This is a genomic window from Stenotrophomonas sp. 3(2025) (assembly GCF_052665395.1).
This window is the reverse complement of record NZ_JBQOIF010000023.1, coordinates 1-17552: the sequence shown is the minus strand read 5'-3', so window position 1 is coordinate 17552 and position 17552 is coordinate 1. Positions and strand designations below refer to the sequence as shown.

14 protein-coding genes are annotated in these 17552 nt (G+C 62.1%); 6 read left to right on the top strand and 8 right to left on the bottom strand.

Features of this window, described 5'->3' with window-relative positions; all coding sequences use genetic code 11:
• Positions 1 to 58: 58 nt before the first annotated feature.
• Positions 59 to 1435 carry an ATP-dependent RNA helicase DbpA gene (gene dbpA, locus ACUXVE_RS16090; RefSeq protein WP_025875072.1) on the top strand — a complete coding sequence of 459 codons (1377 nt, stop codon included), beginning with the start codon at positions 59 to 61 and terminating at the stop codon, positions 1433 to 1435.
• 78 nt (positions 1436 to 1513) lie between these two features.
• Here dbpA and ACUXVE_RS16085 read toward each other — a convergent pair whose 3' ends face one another.
• The 3 genes from ACUXVE_RS16085 to ACUXVE_RS16075 form a co-directional block, all read right to left on the bottom strand.
• Entirely contained in the window at positions 1514 to 2050 is a 537-nt protein-coding gene (locus ACUXVE_RS16085; RefSeq protein ID WP_222389889.1) for an adenine phosphoribosyltransferase, read from the bottom strand.
• A 192-nt stretch (positions 2051 to 2242) separates the two neighbouring features.
• Positions 2243 to 3808, bottom strand: coding sequence for a protein adenylyltransferase SelO (locus tag ACUXVE_RS16080; protein WP_445514788.1), 1566 nt, complete (start codon positions 3806 to 3808; stop codon positions 2243 to 2245).
• A 31-nt stretch (positions 3809 to 3839) separates the two neighbouring features.
• The gene (locus ACUXVE_RS16075) at positions 3840 to 4529 is read right to left on the bottom strand and encodes a glutathione S-transferase (protein WP_445514787.1); all 690 of its coding nucleotides are present in this window, start codon (positions 4527 to 4529) and stop codon (positions 3840 to 3842) included.
• Between the two features lie 91 nt (positions 4530 to 4620).
• Between ACUXVE_RS16075 and ACUXVE_RS16070 the strand changes: the two genes are divergently transcribed.
• On the top strand, positions 4621 to 5040 hold the full coding sequence (locus ACUXVE_RS16070; RefSeq protein WP_445514786.1) for a hypothetical protein: 420 nt from the start codon (positions 4621 to 4623) through the stop codon (positions 5038 to 5040).
• A gap of 78 nt (positions 5041 to 5118) precedes the next feature.
• On the opposite strand, the gene ACUXVE_RS16065 is transcribed toward ACUXVE_RS16070, so the two are convergent.
• Positions 5119 to 5328, bottom strand: coding sequence for a cold-shock protein (locus ACUXVE_RS16065; RefSeq protein ID WP_025875108.1), 210 nt, complete (start codon positions 5326 to 5328; stop codon positions 5119 to 5121).
• A gap of 304 nt (positions 5329 to 5632) precedes the next feature.
• Here ACUXVE_RS16065 and ACUXVE_RS16060 point away from each other — a divergent pair, with 304 nt between their 5' ends.
• Positions 5633 to 6121 (top strand): YaiI/YqxD family protein, encoded by a 489-nt coding sequence (locus tag ACUXVE_RS16060; RefSeq protein ID WP_127563463.1) that lies wholly within the window; start codon positions 5633 to 5635, stop codon positions 6119 to 6121.
• Positions 6122 to 6134: 13 nt separating this feature from the next.
• On the opposite strand, the gene ACUXVE_RS16055 is transcribed toward ACUXVE_RS16060, so the two are convergent.
• The gene (locus ACUXVE_RS16055) at positions 6135 to 7004 is read right to left on the bottom strand and encodes a pseudouridine synthase (RefSeq protein ID WP_222389894.1); all 870 of its coding nucleotides are present in this window, start codon (positions 7002 to 7004) and stop codon (positions 6135 to 6137) included.
• A gap of 127 nt (positions 7005 to 7131) precedes the next feature.
• Between ACUXVE_RS16055 and ACUXVE_RS16050 the strand changes: the two genes are divergently transcribed.
• From ACUXVE_RS16050 to ACUXVE_RS16040, 3 genes are all read left to right on the top strand, one after another.
• Complete coding sequence (locus tag ACUXVE_RS16050; protein ID WP_025875114.1) at positions 7132 to 7680, top strand: YaeQ family protein; 549 nt, start codon at positions 7132 to 7134, stop codon at positions 7678 to 7680.
• Positions 7677 to 8861, top strand: coding sequence for an NAD(P)/FAD-dependent oxidoreductase (locus tag ACUXVE_RS16045; RefSeq protein WP_445514785.1), 1185 nt, complete (start codon positions 7677 to 7679; stop codon positions 8859 to 8861). The genes ACUXVE_RS16050 and ACUXVE_RS16045 overlap by 4 nt, the downstream gene beginning before the upstream one ends.
• A gap of 91 nt (positions 8862 to 8952) precedes the next feature.
• Entirely contained in the window at positions 8953 to 11022 is a 2070-nt protein-coding gene (locus ACUXVE_RS16040) for an EAL domain-containing response regulator (RefSeq protein ID WP_222389898.1), read from the top strand.
• Positions 11023 to 11140: 118 nt separating this feature from the next.
• Here ACUXVE_RS16040 and fabV read toward each other — a convergent pair whose 3' ends face one another.
• From fabV to ACUXVE_RS16025, 3 genes are all read right to left on the bottom strand, one after another.
• On the bottom strand, positions 11141 to 12400 hold the full coding sequence (gene fabV, locus ACUXVE_RS16035; RefSeq protein WP_445514784.1) for an enoyl-ACP reductase FabV: 1260 nt from the start codon (positions 12398 to 12400) through the stop codon (positions 11141 to 11143).
• Between the two features lie 183 nt (positions 12401 to 12583).
• Positions 12584 to 14641 carry a peptidase domain-containing ABC transporter gene (locus ACUXVE_RS16030; RefSeq protein ID WP_445514783.1) on the bottom strand — a complete coding sequence of 686 codons (2058 nt, stop codon included), beginning with the start codon at positions 14639 to 14641 and terminating at the stop codon, positions 12584 to 12586.
• A 463-nt stretch (positions 14642 to 15104) separates the two neighbouring features.
• Positions 15105 to 16232 carry a hypothetical protein gene (locus ACUXVE_RS16025; protein WP_445514782.1) on the bottom strand — a complete coding sequence of 376 codons (1128 nt, stop codon included), beginning with the start codon at positions 16230 to 16232 and terminating at the stop codon, positions 15105 to 15107.
• Between the last annotated feature and the right edge of the window lie 1320 nt (positions 16233 to 17552).

Here is a 17552-nt window from a genome sequence, read left to right as displayed (position 1 = left end):
GTGCCCCCACAATCGTGAACGACGGCGGGACCGGGCGCGCGCGCAGGTACAATGCGCCATGACTGATTTCTCGACCCTGCCGCTGAGCCCGGCCCTGCAGCCCGGCCTGGATGCCCTCGGCTACACCACCCTCACGCCGATCCAGGCGCAGAGCCTGCCCGCCATCCTTGATGGCCGCGATGTGATCGCCCAGGCCCCGACCGGTAGCGGCAAGACCGCCGCCTTCGGTCTTGGCCTGCTGCAATCCATCGATCCCAGCCTGATCCGCGTACAGGCGCTGGTGCTGTGCCCCACCCGCGAGCTGGCCGACCAGGTGGCCAAGCAGATCCGCAAGCTGGCCACCGGCATCCCCAACCTGAAGCTGCTGCTGCTGACCGGCGGCACGCCGCTGGGCCCGCAGCTGGCGTCGCTGGAAAGCCACGATCCGCACGTGGTGGTCGGCACGCCCGGCCGCGTGCAGGAACTGGCGCGCAAGCGCGCACTGAATCTGGGCGCCGTGCGCACCCTGGTGCTGGATGAAGCCGACCGTATGCTCGACATGGGCTTTGAGGAACCGATCCGTGAGATCGCCGGCCGCACCCACCGTGATCGCCAGAGCCTGCTGTTCTCGGCCACCTTCCCCGACACCATCCGCGCCATGGCCCGCGACCTGCTGCGCGATGCCGTGGAAGTGACCGTGGAAGGCGCCGACCAGGCCCCGGCCATCCGCCACCTGTTCTGCGAAGTCGAACCGGCACACCGGCAGAAGGCACTGGCCGGCCTGCTGCTGAAGTACACGCCCGAATCGGCCGTGGTGTTCTGCAACACCCGCAAGGACGTGGACGAAGTGGCCAACTCGCTGCAGCAGTTCGGCTTCTCCGCGCTCGCCCTGCATGGCGACATGGAGCAGCGCGACCGCGAGGAAGTGCTGCTGCGCCTGGCCAACCGCAGCTGCAACGTGCTGGTTGCCAGCGACGTTGCCGCGCGCGGCTTGGACGTGGAAGAGCTGGCCGCGGTGATCAACTACGAGCTGCCGACCGACGTCGAGAGCTACCAGCACCGTGTCGGCCGTACCGGTCGTGCCGGCGCCAGTGGCCTGGCGATCAGCCTGGTGGCGGGCCGCGAAAAGAACCGCGCCGACGCCATCGAAGCGCAGCGCGGCGAGCCGCTGGATTGGCAGAAGACGCCGCTGGCGACATCGCGCCCTGCCGAGCTGCCGCAGGCGGCCATGCGCACCCTGCGCATCGATGGCGGCAAGACCGACAAGCTGCGCGCAGGCGACATCCTCGGCGCCCTCACCGGCGATGCCGGCCTGTCGGCCAAGTTCATCGGCAAGATCGCGATCTTCCCGACCCGTTCCTACGTGGCGATCGCCCGCGAGCAGGTCAACAAGGCGGTGGCGAAGCTGGAAGCGGGCAAGATCAAGGGCCGTCGTTTCCGCGTGCGGATGATGTAACGGGCAGGACATCCGCCGGGCATGACCCGGCGCTACCTGCTTGCCGTGGGTAGCGCCGGGCCATGCCCGGCGACGCAATCAGAACACCAGTTCGGTGTGCAGCGGCAGATCCGCTTCCCAGCGGCCACGGCCGCCCAGGCCATCCAGTTCGACCAGCACGCCGGCGCCGACCACGTCCACGCCCAGGCGGCGCACCAGCGACAACGCAGCAACCAGCGTACCGCCGGTTGCCAGCACGTCGTCGATGATCGCTACGCGCGCACCGGCCGACAGCGCGTCGGCATGCACTTCAATGCAGTCGCTGCGGTATTCCAGCGTGTATTCCTCGCGCAGCACCTTGCCCGGCAGCTTGCCCGGCTTGCGCACCGGCACGAAGCCCACGCCCAGTTCCAGCGCCATGGCCGCACCGAGGATGAAGCCGCGCGATTCGATACCGACCACCGCGTCCAGCTTCTGATCGCGCCAGCGATCGGCCATCGCCACGACCGCGCCACGGAAGTCCTCGCTGTGAGCGAGCAGCGGCATGATGTCCTTGAACAGGATGCCCGGCTTGGGGAAGTCGGCGATGTCGCGCAGGCGGGAGGCCCACTGCGGAGCGACGATGGCGTCGGTCATGGCGATTCGGTTGACTGATGGCGGCATAGGGTACCCGTTCCGGGCGCCGGCTGCCTGTCGGGGATCCGGCCGGACTGCCTCCGGCACCTGCAAAGGCCTCCAGGCAACCGCCGAAGCACCAGCATTCCATGGGTTGGCGGATCGGCCGGCACCGCAGCAGGTGCAGGGCGCAGCCCTGCGAAAGAACGCGTTTCAGGAACTGCAGGACAGCATCGAACAGCCTGCGCGGTCGTCAGCCCACGCCGGCCGCTTGCCGGCGTAATGTTCCAGACCCGGGCGTTCGGTGTACGGATCACGCAGTACGTCCTGCAGGGCATGCACACCGCCCAGGTCGCCCTGCTCGGCGCGGTCGATCGCTTCCTGTGCCAGCCAGTTGCGCAGCACATACAGTGGATTGGCCGCACCCATCTTCGCCACACGCTCGGCTGCCGGCAGCGGATCGGCACGCAGCCGCGCCGCGTACTCCTGCAGCCACTGCTGCAGAGGTTCCTGCACCGCGTGCTGGCGCTCGGCGTCGTAGAAGACCTCGGCCAATACGCTTGCATCGGGTGCGTTGGCATCGATGCGCATCAACGCACGCCATGCCAGGGTCATGTCCATGCCGCCGTCCTGCATCAGCTGCTGCCAGCGCTGGTAAAGCTGCAGATCGGCATCGTCGGCCGCGGCCAGCCCCAGCTTGGCCGCAACATCGCGACGGGTGCAGGCGACAAAGGTCGCCTGGTAAGCGGCCAGCCCTGCCTGCAGCGGCTGCACGTCGGCGAACAACGGCGACAGCGCCTGCGCAAGCCTGTTGAGATTCCAGTACGCCACCTGCGGCTGGGTGCCGAAACGATAGCGGCGTCCCTGCGCATCGGTGGTGTTCGGGGTCCAGTCCGGGTCGAAGTCTTCGACCCAGCCATAGGGGCCATAGTCCAGCGTCACGCCGAGCACGGAAAGGTTGTCGGTGTTCATCACCCCATGCACGAAGCCCACGCGCATCCAGTGCGCGATCATCTCTGCGGTACGCACGGCGATCTGTGCGAACCAGTCGCCATACAGCGCTTCGCCCTGCCCCTTCAGCTCCGGGAAATCGCGGGCGATGCACGCCTCGACCAGTTGCTTCAGCAGTGCGGTCTCGCCACGTGACGCAGGCAGTTCAAACGAACCAAAGCGCAGGAACGAGGGCGATACCCGGCAGACGATCGCGCCGGGCTCCGCGCGCGGATGACCGTCGTAGAACATGTCGCGCACCACGTCTTCGCCGGTGCCGACCAGCGACAGGGCGCGCGTGGTCGGCACACCCAGGTGATGCATGGCCTCGCTGCACAGGAATTCACGGATCGACGAGCGCAGCACCGCACGGCCGTCGGCGCCGCGCGAATACGGCGTCGGCCCGGCACCCTTCAGCTGCAGCTCCCAATGCCGGCCATCGGGGGCGATCACCTCGCCCAGCGAGATGGCGCGGCCATCACCGAGCTGACCGGCCCAATGGCCGAACTGATGGCCCCCATAGTTGGCCGCCCACGGCTGCATGCCCGCATACAACGCGTTGCCGCCGAACACCTCGGCGAAGCCTTCGTCATCGACCTGCGCAGGATCGAACCCCAGCATCCCGGCAACCTCTGGCGACCACGCCAGCAGCACCGGCGCTGCGACAGGCGTCGGCATCACCGACGACCAGGCCGCACCCAGCACTTCGCGCCGGCGCGGACCGGACTCGGGATCGCCCGGCAGCAGATTCAGCAGGCGGTTGTCGAACTGGGGGGCAGTGGTATCCATGGGCAAAGCATGGGGGCGGCGACGGCCATCCTCAATCGCCGCGCAAGGCCTGCAATGCCCCGCCGTGCGCCTCGGCGCGCCGGTAGGCCGGGCGCTCGCCGATGCGCCTGAGGAAGCCACGCAATGCCGGCTTGTCGTCCAGCCCGCCGCCGCGTGCGGCCGCCGCCTGGATCGGGAAGCTCATCTGGATGTCCGCAGCGGTGAAGCGTTCGCCTGCAAACCACGGGCTTTCGGCCAGACGCCGTTCCATCCAGTCCAGATGCAGGCGCCGCTGCGGGCCGATGAAACCGCGCTCGGCCTTGTCGGCGATGCTGCGGGCGATCGGCCGCGCGAAGAACGGCATCGGCGCGCTGCGGATGCGACTGATCACCAGGGTCAGCAGCATCGGCGGCATGGCCGAACCTTCGGCATAGTGCAGCCAGTAGCGGTAATCGATGCGCTCTTTGCCTTCGGCCGGTACCGGCGACGGCGACAGCTGGCGATGCACGTCGTAGCGGTCAACCAGGTAGTCGAGGATGGCGCCGGATTCGGCCAGGATGAGCTCGCCATCCTGCAGCACCGGCGCCTTGCCCAGCGGATGCACCTGGCGCAGTTCCGGCGGCGCCAGCAGGGTCTTCGGATCGCGCGGGTAGCGGCGCAGTTCGTAGTCCAGTCCCAGCTCTTCCAGCATCCACAGCACGCGAAGCGAACGGGAATTTTCCAGATGATGGACGATGCGCATGGGCGGCTTCCGCAGAAAGGTGCCCGATGGTAGCGCGGCCTGGTGCACGCAGGTGTCTGCTACCCTGCCCGGCCGTGGAAGGCCTGCCAGCATGGACACCCCGCCGTTCGATGCACTGCTTGGTTACCTCGGGCAATCCGAGGACCACAACTGGACGCAGTACATCTGCGAACACGTTGCCAAGGGCGTCCTGCGCAGATTCGAAGCACACGATTGGCGGCGCCTGCAGAAGATGATCGCAGCGCAGCCCGCGTTCTGGCAGCAACGCTGCACAGACGCGCTGGGTGAATGCATGAGGCCCGAAGCCTTGCCGCTGCTGTTCAGTCAGCTCCATTCCAGCGATGACGACAGCCGGATACTGGCGGCCTATCACCTGCAATGGATGGAAGTGCCGGTGGGTCCGGAGGTGGTTGATGTCCTGCGCGAGATCCTGTCGCGCATTCCGGCAGCCGAACGCGCCGAGTACCAGGAAATAACCCAGCTGCTGGAGCGGGCGCTGGCTGCGGGTTGAACCCCTCGTGCGACGCAAACGAAAAACGCCGGGGGCTTTCGCTCCCGGCGTTCTGGCTACCAAACGGTAGCAGACGGATTAGACCGCCTGCACCTGGTCAGCCTGCATACCCTTCTGGCCCTGGACGGCGACGAAGGTAACCTTCTGGCCTTCCTGCAGGGTCTTGAAGCCGGTGCCCTGGATCGCGCGGAAATGCACGAACAGGTCCGGGCCGCTTTCCGGGGTGATGAAGCCGAAGCCCTTGGCGTCGTTGAACCACTTGACAGTGCCGGTCTGACGATCAGACATATTTACTAACTCCTGAAACACATGTTGAAAAAAATCGCAGCCACCGGGTATCGGGGCCGAGACTGAGTTGCAGGCGTTGGTAAAGCGGATCGATGAGCGGATCGTGAGATCAACTGCACCAGGCCACGATTCACGGTGACCCTAGCAAACACAGTGGGCCAGACGATACGCGTGTTTTGAGCAAAAAGCGATAGCCATGATATTCAGCGTCAAACGGCCAGCCTCTAGACAGGGCAAGGGGTTGCACCAGATCGAGGCTAAACCCGGGTCCCCATTCAGGTTTTTCCTACCCTACACTGGGTAAATGACTGAAGCTGAAACCCGAGCTGAACCCCTGCTCCCCCGCATCTGGGTGGACGCAGACGCCTGCCCTGTCGTCATCCGCGACATCCTGTTCCGCGCAGCTGAACGGGTCGGCGTGGAGCTGACCCTCGTCGCCAACCAGTGGATCCGCACCCCGCCTTCGCGCTGGCTGCGCTCCATCCAGGTTCCGCAGGGACTGGATGTGGCTGACAGCGCCATTGTCGAGCGGGTGGCCGCCGGCGACCTGGTGGTCACCCAGGACATCCCCCTGGCGGCCCTGGTGCTGGAGAAGAAGGGCGTGGCCCTGAATCCGCGCGGCCAGCTGTACACCCCCAACAACATGGCCGAGCGGCTGTCGATGCGCAATTTCATGGAAGAACTGCGTGGCGCCGGCGTCCAGACCGGCGGGCCGCCGCCGCTTGGCGCGCGTGACCGCCAGTTGTTCGCTGCCGAGCTGGACCGCTGGCTGGCGCGACGACCGGGCAGGTGAATCCGGCTGTGCGTCAGCCGGGAACGCACAAGGTGCGCGCGCTGCGGAAGCTGCGTCGCTGGCCGGTCAACGGGTCGTCGAAGGCCAAGGCCTGCGCCAGCAGCTGCAACGGTGGCTCGGCCACACCCTGTGGCCGCACGTGCAGCTGCGGATAGAGCTCGTCGCCCAGGATCGGCGCCCCGAGCGCGGCCATATGGACGCGCAGCTGATGCTTGCGCCCGGATTCGGGCGCTAGCTGGTAGCGCCAGACCGGGCCGTGCGCATCCAAGACCTCGACACGGGTCAGCGCATTCGGCTCGCCGGGAACTTCAGCCATACGGAAGAACGGTTCCCCCGGCTGCAGCCGGCTATGCCGCTCCAGTGGAAACCGCAGGTCCGGCAGGTCCGGCGCCAGCGCCTGGTAGGTCTTCTCGATGCGGCGCTCACGAAACAGCCTCTGGTACGCGTCGCGCGTTTGCGGCTGGGTGGAAAACAGCACCAGGCCGGCCGTCAGCCGGTCCAGCCGGTGCAACGGCACCAGGTCGGCGTTGCCGGTGCGCTCGACCAGGCGCGCCAGCAGGGTCTGGCGCACAAACGCACCGGCCGGGGCGGTCGGCAGGAAGTGCGGCTTGTCAGCCACCAGCAGGTGCGCGTCGTGATGCAGGATGTTCTCCTCGAAGGGAATCACCGGCTCATCGGCCACTTCACGGAAGTAGCGGATCTCCAGCCCCACCTGCCACGGCATGTCCGGTGCCAGCGCCCTGCCCTGTGCGTCCTGTATCCGCCCGCGTGCGAAGCGACTCTCCCATTGCAGCCGGTCGATGCGCGGGAAGCGCGCGCACAGGCCGTCCAGCAGGGAAACCCAGTTACCGGGCGGCAGCTGAAGTCGGCTGGGCAGGGACATACGACAGGACACGCCAGAAGCATCAGGGCGGCCAGCGTGCCACCGATCACGCCCTGCCGACACCCCCATATCGGACACCCCCGGGGCAAACCTCTATCATTGACGGTCTTTACCCCTCTGGATCTTCATGGCCCTCACCGCCACCATCCGCAAGGCCGAACTGCAGATCAGCGACATGGATCGCGGCTACTACGCGACCCACAACCTGACCCTGGCCCAGCATCCGTCCGAAACCGACGAACGCCTGATGGTGCGCCTGCTCGCCTTCGCGCTGAACGCTGGCGACCGCCTGGAATTCGGCCGCGGCCTGAGCACCGACGACGAGCCGGACCTGTGGGAACACGACTACACCGGTGACATCCTGCAGTGGATCGACCTCGGCCATCCGGACGAGTCGCGCATCCGCAAGGCCAGCAACCGCAGCCGGCAGGTGCAGGTGGTCAACTACGGCGGCAATGCATCGGACATCTGGTGGCAGAAGCAGGGCAAGGGCCTGGCCCGCTTCGACAACCTGTCGGTGGTCGACCTGGACGGCGGCTTCGTCGATCTGTGGGGCCAGCAGATCCAGCGCGCGATGCGCTGGAGCGTGCTGATCCAGGACGCCGAAGTGCAGCTGCTCAACGATCAGATGCAGCTGGACGTGATCCCCAACTGGCGAAAGCGCGCCAAGGCATGAGCACGATCCGCTGCGACGTGCTGGTGATCGGTGCCGGCGCTGCCGGGCTGATGACCGCGATCACGGCGGGCCAGCGAGGCCGGCATGTGCAGGTGATCGACCACGCCAACAAGATCGGCAAGAAGATCCTGATGTCCGGCGGTGGCCGCTGCAACTTCACCAACACCGGCACCACCCCGGCCAACTTCCTGTCGGCCAATCCGCATTTCTGCAAGTCGGCACTGGCGCGTTACTCGCCGTACCACTTCATCGACATGGTCGAGCGCCACGGCATCGCCTATCACGAGAAGGAACTGGGCCAGCTGTTCTGTGATGTCTCGTCCAAGCAGATCGTGAAGATGCTGGTGGACGAATGCCAGCAGGCCGGCGTGCAGATCCGCACGCAGTGCAGCGTGGAGCGCATCGAGCACGGCACTGACGGCTTCCGCGTGTACACCACGCACGGCCTGTTCCATTGCGCCTCGCTGGTGGTCGCCACCGGCGGCCTGTCCATTCCCAGCCTGGGTGCAACCGGGTTCGGCTATGAGATCGCGCGCCAGTTCGGCCACCAGGTGCTGCCCACCCGCGCCGGCCTGGTGCCGTTGACCCTCAGCGGCACCCACCAGGAGCGCCTGGCCGAGCTCAGCGGCGTCGCCCTGCCGGTCGAGGCCAGCTGCAATGGCACGAGTTTCCGCAACTTCATGCTGCTGACCCATCGCGGCGTCAGTGGCCCGGCCATCCTGCAGATTTCCTCGTTCTGGCAGCCCGGCGACGCGCTGTCGCTGGATCTGCTGCCCGGCCAGGATGCCGCCGAATGGCTGCGCCAGATGAAACGCGAACGCCCCGCCGCGGAACTGCGCACGGTGCTGGGCGATGTGCTGCCCAAGCGGCTGGCGCAGCGCCTGTGCGAGCACTGGCTGCCCGACCGCCCGGTACGCCAGCTGGACGAGCCGGACCTGCGCAAGGCCGCACAGGTGCTTTCAGCGTTCCCACTGGTGGCCAGCGGCACCGAGGGCTACCGCACCGCCGAAGTCACCCTGGGCGGCGTCGATACCAACGAGGTCTCTTCCTCGACGCTGGAATCCAAGCGCGTACCCGGCCTGCATTTCGTCGGCGAGGTGCTGGACGTGACCGGCTGGCTGGGCGGCTACAACTTCCAGTGGGCCTGGGCCAGCGGGCACGCGGCCGGCGCCGTGGTGTGAACCGCATCGCCGTTCCATGCACGCAACCGTTGCGCGCATGGACGCGCCGCCACGCATCGTGTATCTAGATTTGCAGATTGGGGAGCAGTGCATGCAGAACGCGAACGACATCACCATCCGCCTGCTGATCGTCGATGACAGCGGCGAGAACGCCGAAGCCATCGTCAGCACCCTGCGCAACAGCGGCATCGCCGTGCGCCCATGGCGCCCGCAGGACTCGGCCGAGCTGTCGCAGGTGCTGGCCAGCCAGGCGATCGACCTGGTGCTGGCTGCGCCCTCGCAGAGCATTCCACTGCCACTGGTGGCCCAGCACATCGCCGCCAGCGGCAAGGACATCCCGCTGGTGCTGCTGGCCGAACGCATCGACGAGGACGAACTGGTACAGGCCAGCAGCAACGGGGTTCGCGCCCTCGCCCTGCGCCAGCGCACCGAACACCTGCTGGCGGTGGTCCGCGACCAGTGGGTCGACCTGCAGGCGCGCCGCGGCCTGCGCCGGATCGAAGCGCAGATGCGCGAGACCGAGCGTCGCTGCGACGCGCTGATCGCCTCTTCGCGCGAGCCGATCGCCTATGTCCACGAAGGCATGCATATCCGCGCCAACGATGCCTACCTGGAAATGTTCGGTTACGAGGATTTCGAGGAGGTCGAAGGCATCTCGCTGCTGGACATGGTTGCCGCCCAGCACGTGGATGATTTCAAGCAGCTGCTGAAGTCACTCAGCCGCGGCGAAGCGCCTCCGCCGCAGTACCAGCTGGACGCCCGCCACCAGGACGGCAGCGCCTTCCCGGCGACGATGGAATTCACCGCAGCCACCTACGAGGGCGAATCCTGCCTGCAGGTGGTGTTCCGCCGGCGCATGGAATTCGACCCGGAGCTGGCGCGCGAGGTCGAGGACCTGCGCCAGCGCGACCAGGTCACCGGCCTGCTCAACCGCCCCACCTTCATGCTGCAGGTCGAGGACGCGGTTGCCCAGGCCGGGCGCAGCGAAGGCCAGTTCGGACTGCTGATGGTCGAACCGGACCACTACGCGCGCCTGCTCCCGGATATCGGACTGGCCTCGGCCGACGCCCTGATCGGCGCCCTCGCCACCCTGCTGGCCGACGTTGTTGGCGACGATGCGCAGCTGGCCCGTTTCGGCGAACACAGTTTCGCCGTACTGCAGTCCGGCCCCTATGCGCAGACCGTGGCACTGGCCGAGCGCATCCGCGAAGCCTACGCCGCACACGTCTTCAGCATCGGCGCGCGCTCGGCCACGGTGACCGTCAGCATTGGCGGGGTGCAGGTGGGCGAGAAGATCGCCAGCATCGGCCAGGTGCTGGCGCGCGCCAGCGAATGCACGCAGGCCGCAGCCGCCCTCGGCAATACCTGCCGCATCTTCGACCCGGCCGCTGTTGATCGCGTGGAGGAAGAGCGCGTGCAGCGCTGGGTCGCGCGCATCCGCGAAGCCCTGGCAGGCGATGGCTTCCAGCTGCATTACCAGCCGGTGCTGAACCTGCAGGGCGAGTCGCTGGAACTGTATGAAGCGTACCTGCGGCTGGAACACAACGGAGAACTGCTGAGCCCGACCGCCTTCCTCGGCATTGCCGAAGAGCATGGCCTGCTGGCGGACATCAACCGCTGGGTCGTCTCGCAGGCAATCGCGGTGCTGGGCGCGCGTGCCCGCGAGGGTCATCCCACCCAGGTGCTGGTGAAGGTCACGCCGGAATCGTTCGATGATCCGAAGATGATCGCCACGCTGCGCCAGCAGCTGCAGGCGCACGGCGTGCCGGGCGAACGCCTGTGGCTGCATGCACCGGAATCGAAGGTGTTCACCCACCTGCGCAGTGCCCAGCAGTTCCTGGCGGAAGTGGCACCGCTCGGCTGCCGGATCGGCCTGGAGCAGTTCGGCTCGGGCTTGGACTCGTTCCAGCTGCTGGCCCACTTCCAGCCGCAGTTCCTCAAGCTTGATCGCGGCTTCACCAGCGACCTGGCCGCCACCCGCGAGAACATCGACCGGGTCAGCCAGATAACCGCACGCGCGCAGGAAGCGGGCATCCGCACCATCGCCGAGTTCGTCAGCGACGCCAACTCGATGACACTGCTGTTCAGTGCCGGCGTGGACTACGTGCAGGGCGATTTCGTCGGCCCGGCAGCGCCGGCGATGAACTTCGAGTTCGGCTGACACCTCACCGGTGGCGCCGGGCCTTGCCCGGCGGATGGCCTGCAGACCGCTGCGCTCGCCGGGCATGGCCCGGCGCTACCCATGAAGAAGGCCGGCTTGCGCCGGCCTTTTCCGTTGATCAGGTCAGATCGACCAGGTTGTCGATCTTCACGTCCGGGTTGACGTCGGCTTCGTAGTCGACACCTTCGACGCCGAAACCGAACAGGCGCAGGAAATCGGCCTTGTAGCCGGCCAGGTCGCTGATCTCGTACAGGTTCTCGTTGGTCACCTGCGGCCACAGCGCCAGCACCTTGCCCTGCACGTCAGCGGCCATTTCCTTGTAGTCAGCGCGCAGGCGGCCTTCCTCATCGATCAGCACAACGGTATGGCCATCGCCATCGACCAGGTCGTGGCGCAGGCGATCGACCGCCACGCCATCGGCCTTGGCGCCGTACAGGATGTCGTACAGCACGTCGAGCTGCTCGATGCAGCCTTCGTGGGTCCCCTTTTCCTTCATCACCTTGAACAGCAGCGACAGGTACAGCGGCATGGTCGGAATGGCCGAGCTGGCCTGGGTCACCACCGCCTTCAACACCGACACGCGCGCATCGCCGCCGATCCTGGCCAGCTTCTCGCGCAGCCCCAGCACCTTGTCGTCCAGATCCTTCTTGGCAGCACCGATGGAGCCGTTCCAGTAGATCGCCTGGGTGATCTCTTCGCCCACATAGGTGAAGGCCGTGGTGGTGCAGCCGTTGGCCAGCACGCCGGCATCGGCCAGCGCGTCGATCCACATCTGCCAGTCCTCGCCGCCCATCACCGCGACGGTGCCGGCGATTTCTTCCGGGGTGGCCGGCTGCAGATGGGTTTCGGTCAGCACTTCCTTGTCGGTATCCAGGCCACGCAGGGTGATCGGCTCGCCGATCGGCTTCAACGTGGAGCTGATGATCTCGCCGGTCTTGGGATGCTTGCGGCGCGGCGCAGCGAGGCTGTAGACCACCTGGTCGACCTGGCCGAGATCGGCCTTGATCATCTCGATGGTCTTGGCCTTCACCTCATCGGAGAACGCATCGCCGTTGATGCTCTTGGCATACAGACCCGCTTCGTCGGCGTACTTGTGGAACGCCGCCGAGTTGTACCAGCCCGCCGTGCCCGGCTTGGTTTCACTGCCCGGGCGCTCGAAGAAGATGCCCAGGGTTGCCGCGCCACTGCCGAAGGCGGCCGTGATGCGCGCGGCCAGGCCGTAGCCGGTCGAGGCGCCGATCACCAGCACGCGCTTGGGGCCGTTCTGGATCGGCGGGCGCGCACGGATGTAGTCGATCTGCTGCTTGACGGCGGCGTCGCAGCCGGTCGGGTGGGTGGTGACGCAGATGAAGCCGCGGACGCGCGGTTTGATGACCATGGATACCCCTTATGGGTCGTGAGCTCTAAAACGCCTCCACTGAAAAAATCCGGGCGTCCAACCCAGATGCCTCAGCGCGACTGTGAACAACTGGAAATATTAAACGCAAAGCAACTGGCCTACAACCGCCTGACAAATTCCAGCAGTCAATCCAGCAAACAATGGCACTGCAATCAAAAAGCCTTAAAGCTCAATAATCCTATCGCACATATTAATACTGTCGGGCCGATGCGCCACCACGATCCTAGTCATTTCTAATGACCTAATTCTGTCCACCACCCTCTGCTCACAATCCACACTCAGATAACTAGTCGCCTCATCCAGAACCAACACGGGAGTCATGGCATAAAGAGCTCTAGCCAGTAGTAGCCTCTGCTTCTGACCACCGGAAATAGCGCCCCCCATCTCACCAACAAGGGTTTCATATCGCATGGGCATAGCGTCAATATCTACATCAATTTCTGCCATCAGCGCAGACGACCTCACCCTCTCCTCATCAGGAAATCTATCGAAGAATGAAATATTGTCCCGCAACGACCCCGCAAAAAGGTGGTCATCCTGCATGACACTCGACATAATCGCTCTATAACGCGCCAACCCAATATTTTCCACCTTTACACCGTCCACCTCAATCCACCCTTCCGTGGGCTGCAGAAGACCTACAATTATTTTAACAATTGTCGACTTTCCTCGACCAGAAGGGCCCACTATCGCCACACTCTCGCCAAAATCGAAATGCATGCAAATACCACGGAAAATCCAAGGGTCGGCAGCTGAATATCTATATCCAATGTTAACGAGGGTTATTGAAGGCCTATCCATTCGAAATGACGCAGTGCTATCCGCGTCAAGCAATTCGGGCGACTCCCTCGCGATCTCATCCACTCGGGAGACATGAGCTCCGAGTTCACTGAACTGCACCAGCCTGTCGACCAACATATTAGACCTGACAAGGAACTGATCCGCCAAAATCACTAGAACAATCGTTGCGCCAATTTGACTCCCCGCGCTCGACCCTAAAATCACACCCGCGGAAAGGAGAGCAATCCGCTGCCAATGCACCATTCCTGCAGACAAGGCCTGAAACAATGCAGAGATCTTCTGTAATAAGACATCCTTCTCGGAGACTCTTTTGGTTACCTCCTCAAGCGTCAAAACACGCTCCACCTCCTTTCCAGAAAGCTTGATGGCCGGCATGCCTCGAACACACTCCATCATTACCCCCTGCTGCCTTGCATACACTCCCGCCAACTCAGTACTACTTGAAACAACCAACCCAACAGTCACCAAGCGAAGCAACAAATAGATCAGTGCAATAACAGAAACGAAGATTCCCGCAAAAACGTCAATGTAAATGATCACCGAAATAGTAACCACAGACGCAAGACCATCAATGATGGCACGAACAAAAGCTCCAGTAAGAGCCATCTGCACGATTCGCAGTGACTGAAAGCGAGAAAGAACATCAGCGACCGAGCGTCGCATTGAAAATTCAGGGGATAGACTCATAAAACGCGTAAGCAGTCCAACCGTCCACCTCAAGGACATCGTGGCACTTATCTTTGAAAGAAGAAAACCCTGAATATACATCGCCAGGCAGAGAAGTAAGGCAACCAAAGAGAAGGCACCGGCCCAAAGAAGAACATCACTCCTATCCAACCCTGCCACTGCACCGTCAACGATCCACTTCATGTGCAACGGGAGAAGCAACATGCCCAATTCAATAAGCAATGAGAGAAGAACGGCAACCACAAGCTTCCTATCAAGCCCAGAGCGCCCACCAACCAATCTGCAGAACCGGCGAAAACGTAACTCACTCCCATCCTCAACTTCCGACACCTGAAGCCAAGCCTCACTCGCCGCCGCTGATGAGCATTCAATCACGACACCAGTTAGACTTGCGGCAATATCACAATAATTCGCAACATACTTCCCTCTTGCAGGATCCAAGACACGAACACGCCCTCCACCCACACTTTCAATTACCACAAAATGATTGAATTCCCAGTGCGCAATCCAAACACCCTGCAGAGAAGGAATATACCCGCTATCAACTTTTAGCGCGGAACAATTAACGCCAAGATCTCTTAAAATTCCAACCAAACGAGCTACGGAGTCGCCCCGGCGGGACGACCCATAATGTCGCCTTAGCTGATTAAGACTTAGCGGAATATCGTAGTATGAACAAATCATGGCTATGCAAGCCAAGCCACACTCCGCGCCTTCGGACTGCAGAGACAAGGCAATCCTTCGGGAGCCAATCAACCTTTTCACCCCCCACGTCTTTGCGCCAATCATATTCACAACAGCCCCCCAATGAACACATCCTTAAAAAACCTAAGATTGCACAACTCCAGGAGATCTGAATGCAAAGGAAAGAGACAATTATGACCCGCATTGCCGGCCACCTCTTTCCAAAATTCGTACAATTTCAAAAAAAAAGCCCCGTCAGAGGATAACGAACTCTGACGAGGCTTATTTATTTCATCCAATCAATCTGCGATCCAATCTTCCCACGCGTCCATGTCGCAAATGGTAGTTGATTTCAAACAAGTGGACAAACCAGTACCTCCCGCCCCTCCAACCGAATCCATCTCCGCCGGGGTTAGCTCCCGTGAAAGCTCGCGCGCGAGAATTCGGAAACTGTCCTGCTCTGCATTTTTCATAGAAACTTCCTTCTTCAAGTTGGAGGCCGTACGCCGCCTCAGCGCGCTTCACTTCCGTGAAGTACCTCATCGAATTCGAAGCTTGCAGGAAACTTTCCGGACCAGACCTTGTGCAATCGATCAATAAGCTCCGAACAGGAGCTGGTACGAGTAAATTCATCTAAACGGATTCGCCGGTCACCCGCCTCATACTCAAAGCAAGGATCGCCTGACGCTAGAAACCTACAGAATGCATCCAAGATTGGCACACTAGGTACATCGTGCTCAAGGAAGAGAAATTGACCACTCTCATTCCCCTCCAGAAATAACAGACGACCATCCGTGCAGATTGCCAGATCAATTGCCGCGTAATTCAAATTCATCAATTTGACGTAGGCAATGCAAGCGCTTTTAGTCCGTTCATCCAAGGCATAAATGGAAGAAATTGGGTCCTCGACCCTAATATCTCGAACTTCACTGGGGACATCATTTCGCGCCACTCTTTTGCGCTTCACGCAGAATACAGACCGCCCCATCACAATAACTCTCAGCTCGGAGTCGATATCAAGCTCCTTCTGATAAATCATTGGACACGCAAATAGCGAAAAATCTGAAGAGCTTTCACTATGAAAGCGGGTTGTATGAAACCACCTCCTAGTGCCGCTCTGGTCTGTCCAAACCGCCGGGAAGTGGGACTTTGCAATCACCCGACCAATACTTGCAAAATTTCGCACTTCTCTTGGATCATTACTATATAGCGTTTCAGGAATAAGAAATCCTGCCCGACGCGCTACAGCTAATTGATTAGGCTTTAGATCGGCGCGAATTTGAGATGATCTTGAATTAATCCAAAGAGCCCCATGAAACTCCTCTTCAAGCATCAGCATCGCTACTTCAACCGCCCGTACCGCCTCTCGGTGAGCGTAGTACATGTCTGACGGATGCACCCTTCTATTGGGCGCTGGTTTCAAGCCCCGGCGATTCCATACGCTTTTGTACTGCGTTTTCAGATGAAGACCCGCAACCACCAAACTACACGAATCGTCGCTTACATTAATAGCAAGCGTAGATGAGTTTGCGAGTTGAGATCTGTCCCATAGATCAGCGGGGACATTAAGCATCTCGAGCCCCCAATTCACGGCTGCCGCATGAAAATCATTAGGTTCAGACAGTATAAGAACAGTCATTGGCAAGCTCCATCCCACCAGTTGTCGATGTCAACCTACTTCACTTGCGAAGAGCGCGCAAGGTACATATGCGACATTGGCAATTGAAAATAGCTCATCGCGCCCATGGATTTGAGGCTAGCAATTGCAAACTTCCATGGTGGGCCACCATCAACTTCGGCCTCAAAACATGCGGGAGTGGCATTACCCCGTATAATTTTCGCGCCATGACGTGCATCGAATTTTCCAGGAAAACTCTTGCTAAGCGCGTGCAATTTTTGTTGATTCGCACACCTGCGATGGCCCGCTAGAAGTCTGCCGGACCGTCCGGCACCAGTCCACGCTGACACTAGAGTTCGTGCAGGGTAAGAAGACGGTGGCAGAAATAGGTCGCTAGCTCGACCTGTCTTTTTCCAAGATCGAGATGTGGGTAGAGGATGGCGAGTGCGGCATGGAGAGTGCCCGCGTGCAAAGCTTCAGGATGTGTGCGCGCGGCACGAACGGCGGTTCAAGAGATGCGGAGGACTTACGACGAGGCAATGCCGAAGATCCTTGTCCGAGAAAGACTGGTGTCACTACTGACAAAGGACGAGAGCACATGTTTGCGGTCCATCAGACCCTGAAAAACGAGGATATTGCCATTCTCATTGCCACGCTGCACCGTGATCCGGTATAGCGTATCGATCGACGCTCTGTAAGCCGACTAAAGCGCCTGCCGAGGTGGAGTCTGAGCTGGCTGAGCCAGCCAAGGAGTTGATCGAATCCGAGCTTTCCTTCCGCTATCGCACCACGGCTGCGCTGCTTGACAAGAACAAACACCGTCAAGCGGACCTTTCAACTAAAAGTTGGCATGTGCGTAAGCACCCAGTTGGTCGGCGTCCGTAGACTTAGGCGAAGGCTCCTTACGCTGACGGCCCGGATAAGCAATGCGGCACCGGTCCGTGCCGGGGCTAAGGTGGCAAGGATGGTTGGATCAGCCTGGCGCTGATGCGCGACAGTTGCTTGGTTGGCGCCTGTCGCGAACTGACAAGGCGAACACCGCATCGGCCGCACCGCGCTGGCCTTTTTGCCAGCTACACAATGCTGGGGCTCGTTCCTGTGCCTATTCTTCTATAGCCTGACGGCGCCTTGGTTTTCTCCAGCTGTTAATACGCGCGACTGGCGCGCAGCCAGGGCCCGCTGCGGGAGTTCGTCAACCCCGCACTGCCATAGCAGAACAAGATAGTAGAGCGGGCGATTCGGACGCTGAAGTAGCAATGCGCACACTGATAGCGTTTCGAAGCCAAGTGCACTCCACAAGGTGACTGCCGACTGAATGGCCCTCTGCCACCAGCCCCCCCC

Bases quoted from the DNA above. Each gene is read 5' to 3' on its own strand.
- dbpA (WP_025875072.1), top strand. From the start codon at position 59: ATGACTGATTTCTCGACCCTGCCGCTGAGCCCGGCCCTGCAGCCCGGC.
- ACUXVE_RS16085 (WP_222389889.1), bottom strand. From the start codon at position 2,050: ATGACCGACGCCATCGTCGCTCCGCAGTGGGCCTCCCGCCTGCGCGAC.
- ACUXVE_RS16080 (WP_445514788.1), bottom strand. From the start codon at position 3,808: ATGGATACCACTGCCCCCCAGTTCGACAACCGCCTGCTGAATCTGCTG.
- ACUXVE_RS16075 (WP_445514787.1), bottom strand. From the start codon at position 4,529: ATGCGCATCGTCCATCATCTGGAAAATTCCCGTTCGCTTCGCGTGCTG.
- ACUXVE_RS16070 (WP_445514786.1), top strand. From the start codon at position 4,621: ATGGACACCCCGCCGTTCGATGCACTGCTTGGTTACCTCGGGCAATCC.
- ACUXVE_RS16065 (WP_025875108.1), bottom strand. From the start codon at position 5,328: ATGTCTGATCGTCAGACCGGCACTGTCAAGTGGTTCAACGACGCCAAG.
- ACUXVE_RS16060 (WP_127563463.1), top strand. From the start codon at position 5,633: ATGACTGAAGCTGAAACCCGAGCTGAACCCCTGCTCCCCCGCATCTGG.
- ACUXVE_RS16055 (WP_222389894.1), bottom strand. From the start codon at position 7,004: ATGTCCCTGCCCAGCCGACTTCAGCTGCCGCCCGGTAACTGGGTTTCC.
- ACUXVE_RS16050 (WP_025875114.1), top strand. From the start codon at position 7,132: ATGGCCCTCACCGCCACCATCCGCAAGGCCGAACTGCAGATCAGCGAC.
- ACUXVE_RS16045 (WP_445514785.1), top strand. From the start codon at position 7,677: ATGAGCACGATCCGCTGCGACGTGCTGGTGATCGGTGCCGGCGCTGCC.
- ACUXVE_RS16040 (WP_222389898.1), top strand. From the start codon at position 8,953: ATGCAGAACGCGAACGACATCACCATCCGCCTGCTGATCGTCGATGAC.
- fabV (WP_445514784.1), bottom strand. From the start codon at position 12,400: ATGGTCATCAAACCGCGCGTCCGCGGCTTCATCTGCGTCACCACCCAC.
- ACUXVE_RS16025 (WP_445514782.1), bottom strand. From the start codon at position 16,232: ATGACTGTTCTTATACTGTCTGAACCTAATGATTTTCATGCGGCAGCC.